This window comes from Pseudomonas tohonis (assembly GCF_012767755.2).
Classification (GTDB): domain Bacteria; phylum Pseudomonadota; class Gammaproteobacteria; order Pseudomonadales; family Pseudomonadaceae; genus Metapseudomonas; species Metapseudomonas tohonis.
The window spans coordinates 381,618-396,948 of sequence record NZ_AP023189.1; the positions used below are offsets into that span (position 1 = coordinate 381,618).

A 15,331-nucleotide genomic window follows, 5' to 3' on the forward strand; every position below is an offset into this window, starting at 1 on the left:
GCCCTGGCGGCGGCAAAAGAAAAGCGGCCCGCAGGCCGCTTGTCTCAATGCAGGATCTTCGCCGGTTCGTCCGGTGGCAGCGCGCCGTAGCGCCCGTTGTCGGTCACTGCCGCCGGGCCCACGCCGAGCTGCTCCTGCAGCTGCCGGGCGACGTCTTCGCCCAGGGCCTTCGACACCTCGCGCACCACGCGCCCGCGGTTGGGGGTGACGCGCCTGTCGCCGCCCTTCACCAGCTTCACGTCCTGGGCTTCACCCATCGCGGTGAAGGCGGCCTTCACTTCGTGGGTGCGGGTGTCGATGAGGCTGAAATCGGCCACCAGGGTCAGGCCCAGCACCGTGGAGTAGGTGTCGGTGTTGTCGATGGCGTTGACGTCCTGGCGGAAGTCGGCGTCCGAGAGCGAGCCGAACAGCACGTAGTCCGCGCCCTGGAACTGGCCCTGGGCGATACGCCCGATCACGTCGTGCAGGCCTTCGTTGTCGCTGCCGTAGGGGCGCCCCTGGACCAGCTGGAAGGTGCCGGACTTGAGGATCTCGCCCTTGATGTCGCCGGTGAATTTGCGCAGCTCCCCGCGCTCGATGTAGCTGTAGGTGCCTTCCTCTTCCGAGTAGCTGCTGGAAGCGCTGCCGGAGAAGCCGCTCACCTGCGAGGCGCTCTGGGCGTTCACCGTGTGGATGTACTCGCGGACGCGTTCCTCGAAGGCGAGGTCGGTCACCGCCACCTTGGGTGCCGCGTGGCTGGCCAGTGCCAGGCTGGCGACGAACAGGCCGATCAATGCGCGCATATCAACGCTCCGTGGTCTTGCGGATTTCCTTCTCGTCCATCCATTCGGCCAGGCCGCTCTCGACGTCGACGAGCTGCAGGCTGAACTTGTAGAAGACGTCCTTGTAGTCGCTGCTGCGCTTGACGATGGAGCTGATGGAGCCCTCCAGGCGGTACTTGGCGGCGACCATGTTGCCGGTCTTGGCGATGGTGGAGTTCTTGTACAGGCCGCTCTGGTTCTGCAGCTTCAGCTGGTCGACCTGGCTCTGCATGTCGGTGTTGTCGCTGGCGAAGCGTGCGGTGCCGGACTTCAGCAGCTGGGTCTTGATCGAGGTGGTGATCTCGCGGGTGTCGATGTACTCGCTGGTCTTGTTCTTCACGTCGTAGACCTGGATCACCGGGCGGCCCTGGAGCACGCCGGACTGGGCCAGCGAGCGGGTCATGGACTCGGCGATCATCTGCAGGTCGGTGGAACCGAACTCGTTGGTGATCAGCTCGACGGCCTTGCTGTCGCCGTAGCTGATGTTGCCGCCGCCGAGTACCGACGAGGGGTTGTTGGCGCAGCCGGCGGCGGCCAGGGCGAAGGCGGCGATGCAGGTGGTGCGGACAAGGCGCATGGGGGATTCGCTCTCTCGTGATCAGTCGGGGGTGTTCATTTCAAGGCGGAAGTCGGTCGCCTTGGGTACGGGGGCAATGGCCGGCAGGACGGTGGTCTGGGTGCCGTAGATCGGCAAGGCCTTCCAGCTCTCCTCGTCGGCGACGGGGAAGCCGTCGCTGTCGAGCCAGGCGAAGCGGTAGTAGAGGGTGCGGTTGTGGCTGGAGGTATTGGTCAGCTTCACCTTGACGGTGAGGAAGCCGTTCTCGCGGGCCACCCGCATGGTGTCCACTTCGATGTCTTCGACATCGCCCATGGGCGCCACCTTGCTGGAGGCGGTTTCGCGGCCGGAGCAGCCGGCCAGCAGGGCCAGGGCGAGCCCGGCGACGAGCAGATTGCGCATGTGTGTTCCTCAGGGTGTCTGGTTGCTGGCCACGGCGCGGACGCCGGGTGTGGTCGGGGTGACGGCGCCCTGGGCGTAGACCTGGCCGGCCACCAGGCGCAGCGGGACCACCTGGTGGGGCCGATCGATCTTCAGGGTGAATTCGCGCACGCCATGGGCGGTGGACAGGGCCAGGCGGTGCTCGCCCATGGCCAGGCGCAACCGTGCGACGCCGATGCTGCCGGGCAGGGTGCGCCAGGTGCGCTCGTCGGCCCCTTCGCTGGCCACCGACATGATGCCGACGGCCAGGCTGGCGAGGGCGTTGCCGTTGTCATTGAGCTGCTTCTGCAGGGCGCCCCGGGTCACCGCGCGCACGGTGGTGCGCAAGATGATGCCGGGCATGTCGTCGCGCAGGGCGCGGTGCGACATGGCGCGCACGCTGCTGAGTTCGGTGAGGGCGGTGGGCGTGCCATCCACCTCGACGAAGCCCGGCGCCGGGGTGCTGGTGTCGTCGCGCAGCAGCGGGAAGGACACGGTGCTGATGATCATCCCGGAGTCCAGGGGCACCGGCAGCGGGATGCGCAACGAGTCGCGGGCCGGCGCCAGGCCGCTCTGCAGCACCAGCAGCACGTCGCTGCCGGCGTCCGCCGCAGGCGTTGCGTCCAGGTCCAGGAGGGCCTGTTCCAGCAGCGGCGTGCCGGGGCGCAGTTCGGCCGCCTGGCGATAGCCGGGGGCGGCCAGGCCCCTTTCGCCCAGGGCCTCGTAGACGAACCCGGCGAGGTAGTGGCTGAAGGCGCTCTGGTAGCTGTTCTTCAGGTTGACCACGTCGGGTGCGTCGAGCGAGGCCACCGGGTAGCCGCGCAGGTCTTCGAAGCGGGTGCTGATGCCCTGGCGCTCGGCCTCTTCCTCGCTGTCGAGGTACTGCCGGTCGCGCAGCTCGGCGATCAGTGCTTCGCGTTCGTGGGTCTTGCGGATCTCGGTACGGGCGGCGTCGAAGTCGCTGACGGCCAGGTCGTTGAGGGCCATCTGCGTGGTGAGCATGACCTTCTCGTAGTCGTAGCCCTCGTAGCGACGCACCCGGTCGTTGGCGAGGAAGGCGCCGGCCTGCCCCAGGTAGCGCGAAGGGTCGGCCTTCATCGCCTCTTCCCACTGGAAGACGATGCGGTCGGCCTGGCGCCAGGCGGCCTGGCTGCCGGCGAGGTCGCCACGTGCACGCAGCAGCTCGCCCTTTTCGAAGTAGTAGAGGAGGTCCTTGTCCTCGCCGCTGTTGTTGGCTTCCAGCGTGCCGAGGGCGGCGTCCACTTCGCCACGGGCGAGGTGCTGGCTGGTGGTGGTGAGTTCGCTTTCGTAGCTGCGCAGGACCGAGCAGCCGGCAAGCTGCAGGGCGAAGCAGGCCGCCAGGGCGGTGAGGGCGCGGGATGCCATGTGTTCCTCGTCGAGTCCTTGATACTGCCAGCCGTTTCCAGCTGATCCAGGCGTGCAATGGCATGTGGCGGCTTCCTGCCAATCCCCGCAGGGGCCTTCCCGGGGCACCGGAGGTGCGGGAAGGGCGGGCGATTATAGGGGGATATCGGCGAAAATTGCTGGCGTAGTGAGATCATTTTGATCTCGCCGACGCTGCGGCATGGTGGCGCAGCGAGCATCCGCAGGGGGTGGCTGGCATACTGCGCGCCCGCAACCTTTTCCGGAGCCCCAGCCCATGCGTGTGTGGATCGACGCCGACGCCTGCCCCCGTGCCGCCAAGGATCAGGTCATCAAGTTCGCCCTCAAGCGCAAGTTCGAGGTGGTGCTGGTGGCCGGGCAGAGCCAGGTGAAGCCGGCCTTCGCCTGCGTGCGCCTGGTGGTGGTGCCGAGCGGGCCGGATGCGGCGGACGATCACCTGGTGGAGCAGGCCGAGCCGGGCGACCTGGTGATCTGCAGCGACGTGCCGCTGGCCGACCGGCTGGTGAAGAAGGGCATCGCCGCGCTGGACCCGCGTGGCCGCGAATTCGACGAGCGCAACATGGGTGAGCGCCTGGCGGTGCGCAACCTGTTCACCGACCTGCGCGACCAGGGGCAGATGGGGGGTGGCCAGGCCGCCTACAGCGACAAGGACCGCCAGGCGTTCTCCAACTCGCTGGACCGGCTGCTGACCCGCCTCGCCCGGGGCTGAACGCCCTCAGCCGCAGAGGTAGGTGCCGGTGCCGACGGCCACCAGGGTGCCGTCGTCGGCGTGCAGTTCCGAGCGCACCACCGCGACCTTGTTGCCCGAGCGCAACAGCACCGCCGTGGCGGTGAAGGCGCGGCCGCGCCCCGGGCGCAGGTAGTCGATACGCAGGTCGATGGTGCCGAGCTTGGACAGCCGCTCCATGCGTTCGGCGGTGGACAGGCCCCGGTGGCGTTCGAAGGCGCCGATCAGCGCCATGGCGCCGCCGGTGACGTCCAGCAGCGAGGAGATCACCCCGCCATGGAGGATGCCGTGGACGAAGTTGCCGATCAGTTCGTCCTTCATCGGCAGGTGCATGGTCACCTGCTCCTGCGACAGCTCGCCGAGCTGGATGCCGAGTACCTGGTTGAAGGGGATGCGTTCGAAGAAGCGCCGGACCGCCTGTTGCAGTTCCGGGGTCAGGACGAAGTCGTTGTCGCTCATGCTGCACCTGCGTCGGGGTCGAGAGTGCGACGCTGACGCAGCGCGGGGCGCTTGAACAGGGGCGCGGCCCAAATGGCACGCGGATTGGCGGGAGCGGCTTGCAGGGGCGGGCGGCCAGGGCCGCCCGCCTGGCCGTCAGTGGTCGGCGTGGGTCAGTTCGAGCACGCGGTCGACCAGCTTGTAGATGCCCGAGGCGGCTTCGCTGATGGACTGGGCGAGCATGTAGGCGGGGGTGGTGACCAGTTTGCGTGCCTTGTCCTCGACTATCTCGCTGACCACGCATTCGACGTGCTCGGCGCCCATCTTCTCCAGCGCACCGGCGGTGTCGGCATCGGCGCCGATGGTGCAGGTGACGCCTGCGCCGTAGATCTTCGCGGCCATGGCCGGGGCGATGCAGATCAGCCCCACCGGCTTGCCGGCCTCGGCGAAGCCCTGGGCGGCGGCCAGGACGTCGGGCTGCACGCTGCAATCGGCGCCGCTGAGGGCGAAGTCGGAGAGGTTCTTCGCCGCGCCGAAGCCGCCGGGAATGATCAGGGCGTCGTAGTCCTCGGCCTTGAGTTCACGGACGTCCTTCACCGCGCCACGGGCGATGCGCGCGGACTCGGTGAGCACGTTGCGGCTCTCGGGCATCTCCTCGCCGGTGAGGTGGTTGATCACGTGGTGCTGGGCGATGTTGGGTGCGAAGCACTGCGCCAGCGCGCCGCGTTGGTCCAGGCGCAGCAGGGTGATCACGCTTTCGTGGATCTCCGCGCCGTCGTACACGCCGCAGCCGGAAAGAATCACAGCAACTTTCTTGTTCATAGCGTTCTCCGCTTCACTGGGCCGCCTTCAGGTTCTCCTGGAGGAACGCCTGGGCATGCTGGTGGGCATCCTCGGCCAGCCTGGGTTGGTAGGTATTCAGGTCGCTGCGCTGGTCGAACACGTGGTCGGCCCCGCCGTATTGCACCAGTTGCAGTTGTTCGAGTTCGAGCCCGTCTATAGCTGATAGACACTGAAGGTGGTCAGTGATTCTGTCCTTGCCACCGAGAAACATCAGCACCGGCAGGTCGCGCCCCTTGCCCTGGCGCAGGTGCGCGGGGAAGCCACAGTAAGGGTAGAAGGCGATGACGCCGCGCACACCGTCCAGCGCCTGCTGGCCGATGCGGGGGAAGCCATGGCCGGCGCCGCCGTCGTAGGCGAGTGCATCGAGGATGCTCCAGCCGCCGTGGGAGTAGCCGAGCAGGGCCATGCGCCGGTGATCCAGGCGGGGCATCGAGCGGGCGAGGTCGAGGGCGGCATAGACGTCCAGCGCACGCTCGTTGCCCCACAGCAGCTTGCCGTCGCAGACCGGATGCCAGTCATCGATGCCACGTGCGCCCAGGCTGTCGACGAAGAGCAATGCGTAGCCCTGGGGCAGCAGCCATTTCTTCACGTTCTCGACGAAGCCCGGGCTTTGCCCGCTGCAGCCGTGGAACACCAGCACGGTGGGAAAGGGGCCTTCGCCTGCCGGGGTGAACAGGCTGAGGTGGGGCGCCAGGCGCTCGCGCGCGGACACCAGGTCGTCGGCGGCCGGCAGCAGCGCGGCGCGATAGGGATAGAGTCCCAGGAGGGCGGCCGTGGCGATCAGGATCAGCAGGATGGAAAAGGTGCGTCGTGTGGTTATGCGCATGTGTCGTCATATGCCGGTTGGGCTGGCATGCGGCGCCAGGGGCCCCGGAGAGGCGCGGGCGTAGCATCGAGCCTGGCAATCCTAGTCCCTTGATCGGCATAACGATACGGCTGACATCATGAATTACGTCCTCTACGCGGTCCCCTTCTTCTTCCTGCTGATCGGCATCGAGCTGCTCGCCGATCGCTGGCGCGGGGTGCGCACCTACCGCACCGCCGATGCCATCAACAGCCTCAGCGCCGGGGTGCTGTCCACCACCAGCGGGCTGCTGACCAAGGCGGTGGGGGTGCTCACCTACACCTATGCCTGGCAGCACCTGGCACTGTTCGAGTTGCGCGCGGACAGCCCCTGGGTCTGGCTGTTCGCCTTCGTCTTCTACGACTTCTGCTACTACTGGAACCACCGCCTGGGCCACGAGCGCAACGTGCTCTGGGCCGCGCACTCGGTGCACCACCAGAGCGAGGAGTACAACCTCTCGACGGCGCTGCGCCAGACCAGTACCGGCTTCCTCTTCGGCTGGATCTTCTACCTGCCGATGGCGGTGGCCGGCGTGCCGCCGCTGGTGTTCCTGACGGTGGCCGCGCTCAACCTGCTCTACCAGTTCTGGGTGCACACGCGCCATGTGCCGAAGCTCGGCTGGTTCGAATGGTTCTTCATCAGCCCCTCGAACCACCGCGTCCACCATGCGCAGAACGCGGTCTACATGGACCGCAACTACGGGGGCGTCTTCATTCTCTGGGATCGCCTGTTCGGCACCTTCCAGGAGGAGCTGGACGAGGAACCGGTGGTGTTCGGCGTGACCACCCCCCTGGCCAGCTGGAACCCGATCTGGGCCAACCTGCAGTTCTACTCGGTGCTGTGGCAGGACGCGGTGCGCGCCGGGTCCTGGTGGGATCGCTTGCGCATCTGGTTCATGCGCACCGGCTGGCGACCTGCGGATGTGGCGCTCAAGTACCCGCAGGCCAAGCCGGACCTGAGCCGTTTCAGCAAGTTCGAGGTGCCGCTGTCGGGCGGCCGCACCCTGTATGCAGCGCTGCAGTTCGTCGGTTACGTGGTGGGTGGCAGCTACCTGCTGGGGGCGGGCGACGGCCTGCCTCTGGGCGCCGTGCTGCTGGGCTGGGGCTGGGTGGCGTTCGGCCTGTTCGTCATCGGCGCGTGGCTGGAAAACCGGCCCTGGGCATTGCGCCTGGAGCTGGCGCGGCTGGCGGCGAACGTGCCGGTGCTATGGCTGGCGGGGGTGCTTGGCATGCTGCCGGCCAGCCCGTCGGCCTGGCTGGTGCTGGGGGTGCACGGCCTGGCCAGCGTGCTGGCGCTGGTTGCGCTGGGGCGGCGCGAGGCGGCGCTGGCGGTCTGAGTCGGGAGTGGCGGGCTACGGCTTCGGAGGCTCGCCGGCGTTCGCCTTGGCTTCGCGGCTGTTGCGCAGGCGACGGCGCAGCCAGAGCAGGCCGCCGATCACCACCAGCACGCCGAGCACCATCAGCTCGTAGCGCTTGAGGTTGCCCAGCATGCCTTCGAGCACGGCGCCGAAGTGGAAGGCGGCGAAGCCCAGGGCCAGGGCCCAGACGATGGCGCCGATGCCGTTGAGGATCAGGTAGCGCAGCGGCGGGTAGCCGGACAGGCCGATGGCCACGGGCATCACGGTGCGCAGGCCGTAGACGAAGCGGAAGCTCAGCACCCAGATGTCAGGGTGGCGACGGATGTGCTCCAGGGCCTTGTCGCCCATCGCCTGCCAGCGCGGGCGCCGGGCGAGGATCTGCCGGCCCTTGTGGCGGCCGAGGTAGTACCACAGCTGGTCGCCGGCATAGCTGCCGAAGAACGCCGTCATCACCACCAGGTTGATATCCATGTAGCCGCGGAACGCGAGAAAGCCGGCCAGGACCAGGATGGTCTCGCCCTCGAAGAAGGTGCCGAGGAAGAGGGCGAAGTAGCCGAAATCCTGGAGGAATTGTTGCAGCATCAGTTAGGCAGCGCGGCAAAAATGAACGCGAAGCCTAACCGGGTTGGCGCTGCGGGAAAAGCTCTAAAGGGTGGCGAACCGCCAGTCGAGGGTCGACTGGTTCACGGCCAGCCCTCGTGGGGCCTCGGAAATTTCGTCGAACGCGACAGAGCGTCGCTGTCATGCATTGTTACCATTCGGTCATAATTGCCGCTTATAAATGTCGCACTGTGTCCTCCTTTGGACCCTGGAGTCTGTCGTGAGCTTTACCCCCGCCAATCGCCTGTTCCCCGCTACCCGCCTGCGCCGCAATCGCCGTGATGACTTCTCCCGCCGCCTGGTGCGTGAAAACACCCTGACCGTCGACGACCTGATCCTCCCGGTGTTCGTGCTGGACGGCGAGAACCGCCGTGAAGCGGTGCCGTCGATGCCGGGCGTCGAGCGCCTGTCGATCGACCTGCTGCTGGAAGCCGCGGCCGGCTGGGTGGCCCTGGGCATCCCCGCGCTGGCGCTGTTCCCGGTTACGCCGCTGGAGCGCAAGTCGCTCGACGGCGCCGAGGCGTGGAACCCGGACGGCATCGCCCAGCGTGCCATCCGCGCCCTGCGCGAGCGCTTCCCGGAACTGGGCGTGATCAGCGACGTGGCCCTGGACCCCTTCACCACCCATGGCCAGGACGGCATCCTCGACGCCGACGGCTATGTGCAGAACGACATCACCGTGGACGCCCTGGTCAAGCAGGCGCTGTCCCACGCCGAGGCCGGCGCCCAGGTGGTTGCGCCCTCGGACATGATGGACGGCCGCATCCAGGCGATCCGCGAGGCCCTCGAACTGGCCGACTTCCCCAACGTGCGGATCATGGCCTACTCGGCCAAGTACGCCAGCGCCTACTACGGCCCCTTCCGCGATGCGGTGGGTTCGGCCGCCAACCTCGGCAAGGCCAACAAGGCCAGCTACCAGATGGACCCGGCCAACGGCGACGAGGCCCTGCACGAAGTGGCGGCCGACCTCGCCGAAGGCGCCGACATGGTCATGGTCAAGCCGGGCATGCCCTACCTGGACATCGTCTGGCGCGTGAAGGACGCCTTCCGCGTGCCGACCTTCGCCTACCAGGTCAGCGGCGAGTACGCCATGCACATGGCGGCCATCCAGAACGGCTGGCTGAGCGAGGCGGTCATACTCGAATCGCTGACCGCATTCAAACGTGCGGGCGCTGATGGCATCCTTACCTACTTCGCCGTGCGTGCCGCAGAAATGCTCAAGGCGGGAGCCTGACTCCCCAGCAGGAAACCAGATGAACACCGATGGACTGAACCAAGCGTCGAACCCCCAACAAGAGCCCGTGCCGGAGCAGCCGGTCGCCGAGGCCCCCGCCCCGGCGCCCGTCGAGACCCCGCCGCCGGCCCCCGCGCCGGCTCCGGTGATCCCGGGCCTGGATGACAGCAGCCTGTACATCCACCGGGAGCTGTCGCAGCTGCAGTTCAACATCCGTGTCTTGGAGCAGGCGCTCGACGAGTCCTACCCGCTGCTCGAGCGCCTGAAATTCCTGCTGATCTTCTCCAGCAACCTCGACGAGTTCTTCGAAATCCGGGCCGCCGGCCTGAAGAAGCAGATCACCTTCGCCCGCGAACAGGCGGGTGCCGACGGCCTGCTGCCGCACCAGGCGCTGGCCCGCATCAGCGAGCTGGTGCACGAGCAGGTGGCGCGCCAGTACAGCATCCTCAACGACGTGCTGCTGCCGGAGCTGGCCAAGCACCAGGTCAGCTTCATCCGCCGGCGCTACTGGACGCCCAAGCTCAAGACCTGGGTGCGCCGCTATTTCCGCGACGAGATCGCACCGATCATCAGCCCCATCGGCCTCGACCCGACCCACCCCTTCCCGCTGCTGGTGAACAAGAGCCTCAACTTCATCGTCGAGCTGGAGGGCGTCGATGCCTTCGGCCGCGACTCGGGCCTGGCGATCATCCCGGCGCCGCGCCTGCTGCCGCGCGTGATCCGCGTACCCGAGGAGATCAGCGGCCCCGGCGACAACTTCGTGTTCCTGTCGTCGATGATCCACGCCCACGCCGACGACCTGTTCCCCGGCATGAAGGTGAAGGGTTGCTACCAGTTCCGCCTGACCCGTAACGCCGATCTTTCGGTGGACACCGAGGATGTCGAGGACCTGGCCCGCGCCCTGCGCGGCGAGCTGTTCTCGCGCCGCTACGGCGATGCGGTGCGCCTGGAGGTGGCCGACACCTGCCCGAAACACCTGTCCGACTACCTGCTCAAGCAGTTCGGCCTGGCCGAGAGCGAGCTGTACCAGGTCAACGGCCCGGTCAACCTGACCCGCCTGTTCAGCATCACCGGGCTGGACAGCCACCCCGAGCTGCAGCACCCGAGCTTCACCCCGGTGATCCCCAAGCTGCTGCAGAAGGCCGAGAACCTGTTCAGTGTGGTGGGCAAGCAGGACATCCTGCTGCTGCACCCCTTCGAGTCCTTCACCCCGGTGGTGGACTTCCTGCGCCAGGCGGCCAAGGACCCCAACGTCCTGGCCATCAAGCAGACGCTGTACCGCGCCGGTGCCAACTCCGAGATCGTCGACGCCCTGGTGGAGGCGGCACGCAACGGCAAGGAGGTCACCGCGGTGATCGAGCTGCGCGCGCGCTTCGACGAGGAATCCAACCTGCAGCTGGCCAGCCGCCTGCAGGCTGCCGGCGCCGTGGTGATCTACGGCGTGGTCGGCTTCAAGACCCACGCCAAGATGATGCTCATCCTGCGCCGCGAGGATGGCGAGCTGCGCCGCTATGCCCACCTGGGCACCGGCAACTACCACGCCGGCAACGCGCGCCTGTACACCGACTACAGCATGCTCACCGCCGACGACGCGCTCTGCGAGGACCTGCACAAGCTGTTCAACCAGTTGATCGGCATGGGCAAGACGCTGCGCATGAAGAAGCTGCTGCACGCGCCCTTCACCCTGAAGAAGTCGTTGCTGGACATGATCGCCAAGGAGGCCCAGCACGCCACCGAAGGCAAGCCGGCGCACATCATGGCCAAGGTCAACTCGCTGACCGACCCGAAGGTCATCCGCGCGCTTTACAAGGCCAGCCAGAGCGGCGTGAAGATCGACCTGGTGGTGCGTGGCATGTGCTGCCTGCGCCCGGGCATCCCCGGCGTCTCGCACAACATCCAGGTGCGCTCGATCATCGGCCGCTTCCTCGAACACAGCCGCATCTACTATTTCCTCAATGGTGGCGACGAGCTGCTCTATCTCTCCAGTGCCGACTGGATGGAGCGCAACCTCGACATGCGCGTGGAGACCTGCTTCCCGGTGGAGGGCAAGAAGCTCATCACCCGGGTCAAGAAGGAGCTGGAGACCTACCTCGCCGACAACACCCACAGCTGGGCCCTGCAGCCCGATGGTCGCTACCTGCGCAACAGCCCCAGCGGCAACCAGAACCCGCGCAGCGCCCAGGCCATCCTTCTGGACAAGCTGCTCAACCCGCCGGTCAGCGCGCGCTGACCGGTCACTGGACCGCACCAACGAAAACGGGGCCCTCTGGCCCCGTTTCGCTGTCCGCTTCCGGCGTCTCGCTTCAGCTCACCTGCAGGGTGAAGTCGATGCGCTTCAGCCAGGTGGCTTCCTGTTCGAAGTCCGCCTGGGTCAGCGGGTTGGCCGCCAGCCAGTTCTCGGGGAACTGCACGTCCAGGCTCTGCGGGCCCACCTTCAGGCGGACCTGGGGGGTCTCCTGGCTGGTGCGGATGTGGTGGAAGAGGATGGCGAAGCGCAGCAGCACGCAAAGGCGGATGAGCTTGACGCCCTCGTCGCCGAACTCGGCGAACTTGTCCTTGGGGATGTTGCGCCGGTGGCCACGGACCAGCAGCGCGAGCATCTGCTGGTCCTGGCGGGAGAAGCCCGGCAGGTCCGAGTGCTCGATCAGGTAGGCGCCGTGCTTGTGGTACTGGTAGTGGGCGATGTCCATGCCGATCTCGTGGACGCGGGCGCCCCAGACCAGCAGGTCGCGGTGCCACTCGTCGTCCAGCTCCCAGGCGTCCGCCACCTGCTCCAGCGCCTCCAGGGCCTTGGCCTCGACGCGGGCCGCCTGCTCGGCGTCGGCGTGGCAGCGCTCCATCAGCGCGCTGAGGGTGCGTTCGCGCACGTCCTCGTGGTGGTGGCGGCCCAGCAGGTCGTAGAGCACGCCCTCGCGCAGGGCGCCTTCGGAATGGGTCATGTGCTTGAGTTCGAGGGCGTCGAAGATGGCCTCGAGGATCGCCAGCCCGGCCGGGAAGATGGCGCGGCGATCGGGCTTGATGCCGTCGAGTTCGAGCTTCTCCACCTCGCCCAGCTTGAACAGCTTGCGCTTGAGCCAGGCCAGGCCTTCCGGGTTGACCTCGCCACTGCCCATGCCGGCCGCCTGGATCGCCAGGCCGACGGCGCGGATGGTGCCCGAGGCGCCCACCGCCTGTTGCCAGCCGAGGCGGCGCAGGCTGTATTCGATGCCCATCAGCTCCAGGCGTGCGGCGGTGTAGGCCTGGGCGTAGCGGGCGGGGGTGATCTTGCCATCGCGGAAATAGCGCTGCGTGTAGCTCACGCAGCCCATCTGCAGGCTTTCGCGCAGCTGCGACTCGAAGCGCTGGCCGATGATGAACTCGGTGCTGCCGCCGCCGATATCGGCGACCAGGCGCTTGCCGGGGGTGTCGGCGATGCTGTGGGAGACGCCCAGGTAGATGAGGCGGGCTTCCTCGCGGCCGGAGATCACTTCCACCGGGTGGCCGAGGATGGCCTCGGCGCGGCGGATGAACTCGGCGCGGTTGCGCGCCTCGCGCAGGGCGTTGGTGCCGACGATGCGCACCGCGCCCTCGGGCAGGCTGTTGGTCATCTGGGCGAAGCGGCGCAGGCAGTCGAGGCCGCGCTGCATGGCTTCCTCGCTGAGCATGCGCTCGTCATCCAGGCCGGCGGCGAGCTGCACCTTGTCACCGAGGCGCTCGAGGATGCGGATCTCCCCGTGATCGGCCTTGGCCAGCACCATGTGGAAGCTGTTGGAGCCCAGGTCGATGGCTGCGATCAGGGAAGGGGTTTCGGCGCGACGGGTCGAGGGCATGGTCTTGGTGTCTCGTTTCTGAACGGCGCCATCCTGCCACGATCGTCACGTTGCGCCAACGCGAGTCGTGGAACGCTCGTGCAAGGGAATGGCAGGCGGCTTTACAGAATGCCACGGAGAAGTTTCCGCTTCATGACGGCCGCCTCCTTACTATAGGCGGCGCCCCGCCTCCCGGCGGCGGTGTTCGCGAAGGCTCCGGCACGGGGCGATAAATGGCCGCGGCGGATTGACGCGCAGCCGGTTATCCATCAGTTTTCCAGCGCACATCCATAGGAAGGCTCAATCGCCAGCGGCTTTCGGTCCGGGGAAAGCCGGGCTATGATGGCCGCCAATTTCCGCATCCGAATCCACGGAGAACATCCATGAGCGAACTCATCTCCCACGTTAGCGACGCCAGCTTCGAGCAGGACGTGCTCAAGGCCGAAGGCGCTGTGCTGGTCGATTACTGGGCCGAGTGGTGTGGCCCGTGCAAGATGATCGCCCCCGTCCTCGACGAGATCGCCAAGGACTACCAGGGCAAGCTGAAGATCTGCAAGCTGAACATCGACGAGAACCAGGACACCCCGCCGAAATACGGTGTGCGCGGCATCCCGACCCTGATGCTGTTCAAGAACGGCAACGTTGAAGCGACCAAGGTCGGCGCCCTGTCCAAGTCCCAGCTGGCGGCCTTCCTCGACGCCAACATCTGAGTCCCGCCGGGCCTCCGGCGAGCCTTCGGACCGCAACGAGAAACCCCGCAATCTGCGGGGTTTTTTGTTGAATCGGTACTAGACGCCCCTGGATGCGGGTGTTAAATTCGGGTCCGCAACGTCATTCCGTTGCCCTTCGCAAGCCGCCGCCGACGCATTCCAAATCGAATAAGCACAGCGATCCTGTCGCCTCTCCGCGGCGCGGCCTCTAAAGCTCAACGCTTTCCTTCCTTCTCAATTTTCGTACTTACGTCATTCCTATGAATCTGACCGAACTCAAGCAAAAGCCGATTGCCGAACTGCTGGAAATGGCCGAACAGATGGGCCTCGAGAACATGGCCCGTTCGCGCAAGCAGGACGTGATCTTCGCCCTGCTGAAGAAGCATTCCAAAGGCGGCGAGGAAATCTCCGGTGACGGCGTGCTGGAGATTCTCCAGGACGGTTTTGGCTTCCTGCGCTCCGCGGACTCCTCCTACCTGGCCGGCCCGGACGACATCTACGTCTCGCCCAGCCAGATCCGCCGCTTCAACCTGCGTACCGGCGACACCATCATCGGCAAGATCCGCCCGCCGAAAGAAGGCGAGCGCTACTTCGCGCTGCTGAAGGTTGACTCGATCAACTTCGACCGCCCGGAAAACGCCAAGAACAAGATCCTGTTCGAGAACCTGACGCCCCTGTTCCCCAACGAGCGCCTGAAGATGGAAGCCGGCAACGGCTCCACCGAAGACCTCACCGGCCGCGTGATCGACCTCTGCGCGCCGATCGGCAAGGGCCAGCGCGGCCTGATCGTCGCCCCGCCGAAAGCGGGCAAGACCATCATGCTGCAGAACATCGCGGCCAACATCACCCGCAACAACCCCGAGTGCCACCTGATCGTCCTGCTGATCGACGAGCGCCCGGAAGAAGTGACCGAGATGCAGCGCACCGTGCGCGGCGAAGTGGTCGCCTCCACCTTCGACGAACCGCCGACCCGCCACGTGCAGGTCGCCGAGATGGTGATCGAGAAGGCCAAGCGCCTGGTCGAGCACAAGAAGGACGTGGTCATCCTGCTGGACTCCATCACCCGCCTGGCGCGTGCCTACAACACCGTGATCCCCAGCTCCGGCAAGGTGCTCACCGGTGGTGTCGACGCCCATGCCCTGGAGAAGCCCAAGCGCTTCTTCGGTGCTGCCCGCAACATCGAGGAAGGCGGTTCGCTGACCATCATCGCCACCGCGCTGGTCGAGACCGGCTCGAAGATGGACGAGGTGATCTACGAGGAATTCAAGGGCACCGGCAACATGGAGCTGCCGCTGGACCGCCGCATCGCCGAGAAGCGCGTGTTCCCCGCCATCAACATCAACAAGTCCGGTACCCGCCGCGAAGAGCTGCTGACCGCCGAGGACGAACTGCAGCGCATGTGGATCCTGCGCAAGCTGCTGCACCCGATGGACGAGATCGCCGCCATCGAGTTCCTGCTCGACAAGCTCAAGGACACCAAGACCAACGACGAATTCTTCATGTCCATGAAGCGCAAGTAAGGTCGGGTTGGTACCAGGAAGGCCGGGGAAACCCGGCCTTCGCGTTTCTGCGATTCGTCGTGGCCTTCTGAATAACCCAGTTCGGCGCTA

General features: G+C 66.6%; 15 protein-coding genes. 6 read left to right on the top strand and 9 right to left on the bottom strand.

Annotated features, from left to right (window positions below):
- Positions 1-44 precede the first annotated feature (44 nt).
- The 4 genes from HSX14_RS01795 to HSX14_RS01810 are packed head-to-tail and all read right to left on the bottom strand — an operon-like array spanning position 45 to position 3,162.
- Positions 45-782: a penicillin-binding protein activator LpoB gene (locus HSX14_RS01795; protein ID WP_173176699.1), complete on the bottom strand. Its 738-nt coding sequence runs from the start codon at positions 780-782 to the stop codon at positions 45-47.
- 1 nt (position 783) lies between these two features.
- A complete protein-coding gene (gene lpoB, locus HSX14_RS01800; protein ID WP_173176697.1) occupies positions 784-1,377 on the bottom strand; it encodes a penicillin-binding protein activator LpoB in 594 nt (197 codons plus the stop codon).
- 21 nt (positions 1,378-1,398) lie between these two features.
- The gene (locus HSX14_RS01805) at positions 1,399-1,758 is read right to left on the bottom strand and encodes a YcfL family putative periplasmic lipoprotein (RefSeq protein WP_173176695.1); all 360 of its coding nucleotides are present in this window, start codon (positions 1,756-1,758) and stop codon (positions 1,399-1,401) included.
- Between the two features lie 9 nt (positions 1,759-1,767).
- Positions 1,768-3,162 (bottom strand): COG3014 family protein, encoded by a 1,395-nt coding sequence (locus HSX14_RS01810; RefSeq protein ID WP_173176693.1) that lies wholly within the window; start codon positions 3,160-3,162, stop codon positions 1,768-1,770.
- A gap of 274 nt (positions 3,163-3,436) precedes the next feature.
- Here HSX14_RS01810 and HSX14_RS01815 point away from each other — a divergent pair, with 274 nt between their 5' ends.
- Positions 3,437-3,889 carry a YaiI/YqxD family protein gene (locus HSX14_RS01815; protein ID WP_173176691.1) on the top strand — a complete coding sequence of 151 codons (453 nt, stop codon included), beginning with the start codon at positions 3,437-3,439 and terminating at the stop codon, positions 3,887-3,889.
- Between the two features lie 6 nt (positions 3,890-3,895).
- Here HSX14_RS01815 and HSX14_RS01820 read toward each other — a convergent pair whose 3' ends face one another.
- The 3 genes from HSX14_RS01820 to HSX14_RS01830 form a co-directional block, all read right to left on the bottom strand.
- Positions 3,896-4,366 carry a thioesterase family protein gene (locus HSX14_RS01820; protein WP_111261144.1) on the bottom strand — a complete coding sequence of 157 codons (471 nt, stop codon included), beginning with the start codon at positions 4,364-4,366 and terminating at the stop codon, positions 3,896-3,898.
- A gap of 135 nt (positions 4,367-4,501) precedes the next feature.
- Positions 4,502-5,167 (bottom strand): isoprenoid biosynthesis glyoxalase ElbB, encoded by a 666-nt coding sequence (gene elbB, locus HSX14_RS01825; RefSeq protein WP_173176689.1) that lies wholly within the window; start codon positions 5,165-5,167, stop codon positions 4,502-4,504.
- 13 nt (positions 5,168-5,180) lie between these two features.
- Positions 5,181-6,014 carry a dienelactone hydrolase family protein gene (locus HSX14_RS01830; protein ID WP_173176687.1) on the bottom strand — a complete coding sequence of 278 codons (834 nt, stop codon included), beginning with the start codon at positions 6,012-6,014 and terminating at the stop codon, positions 5,181-5,183.
- 118 nt (positions 6,015-6,132) lie between these two features.
- Between HSX14_RS01830 and HSX14_RS01835 the strand changes: the two genes are divergently transcribed.
- A complete protein-coding gene (locus HSX14_RS01835; protein WP_173176685.1) occupies positions 6,133-7,368 on the top strand; it encodes a sterol desaturase family protein in 1,236 nt (411 codons plus the stop codon).
- 15 nt (positions 7,369-7,383) lie between these two features.
- Here HSX14_RS01835 and HSX14_RS01840 read toward each other — a convergent pair whose 3' ends face one another.
- Complete coding sequence (locus tag HSX14_RS01840; protein ID WP_173176771.1) at positions 7,384-7,974, bottom strand: DedA family protein; 591 nt, start codon at positions 7,972-7,974, stop codon at positions 7,384-7,386.
- A 235-nt stretch (positions 7,975-8,209) separates the two neighbouring features.
- On the opposite strand from HSX14_RS01840, the gene hemB reads away from it, so the two are divergent.
- Positions 8,210-9,223, top strand: coding sequence for a porphobilinogen synthase (gene hemB, locus HSX14_RS01845; RefSeq protein ID WP_111261139.1), 1,014 nt, complete (start codon positions 8,210-8,212; stop codon positions 9,221-9,223).
- 19 nt (positions 9,224-9,242) lie between these two features.
- Entirely contained in the window at positions 9,243-11,453 is a 2,211-nt protein-coding gene (gene ppk1 / locus HSX14_RS01850; protein ID WP_173176683.1) for a polyphosphate kinase 1, read from the top strand.
- A 73-nt stretch (positions 11,454-11,526) separates the two neighbouring features.
- Here ppk1 and ppx read toward each other — a convergent pair whose 3' ends face one another.
- Positions 11,527-13,032, bottom strand: a complete 1,506-nt coding sequence (ppx, locus tag HSX14_RS01855; RefSeq protein ID WP_111261137.1) for an exopolyphosphatase — start codon at positions 13,030-13,032, stop codon at positions 11,527-11,529.
- 362 nt (positions 13,033-13,394) lie between these two features.
- Here ppx and trxA point away from each other — a divergent pair, with 362 nt between their 5' ends.
- Positions 13,395-13,721, top strand: a complete 327-nt coding sequence (gene trxA / locus HSX14_RS01860) for a thioredoxin TrxA (RefSeq protein WP_021218198.1) — start codon at positions 13,395-13,397, stop codon at positions 13,719-13,721.
- Positions 13,722-13,981: 260 nt separating this feature from the next.
- Positions 13,982-15,241, top strand: a complete 1,260-nt coding sequence (gene rho, locus HSX14_RS01865; RefSeq protein ID WP_173176681.1) for a transcription termination factor Rho — start codon at positions 13,982-13,984, stop codon at positions 15,239-15,241.
- Positions 15,242-15,331 lie beyond the last annotated feature (90 nt).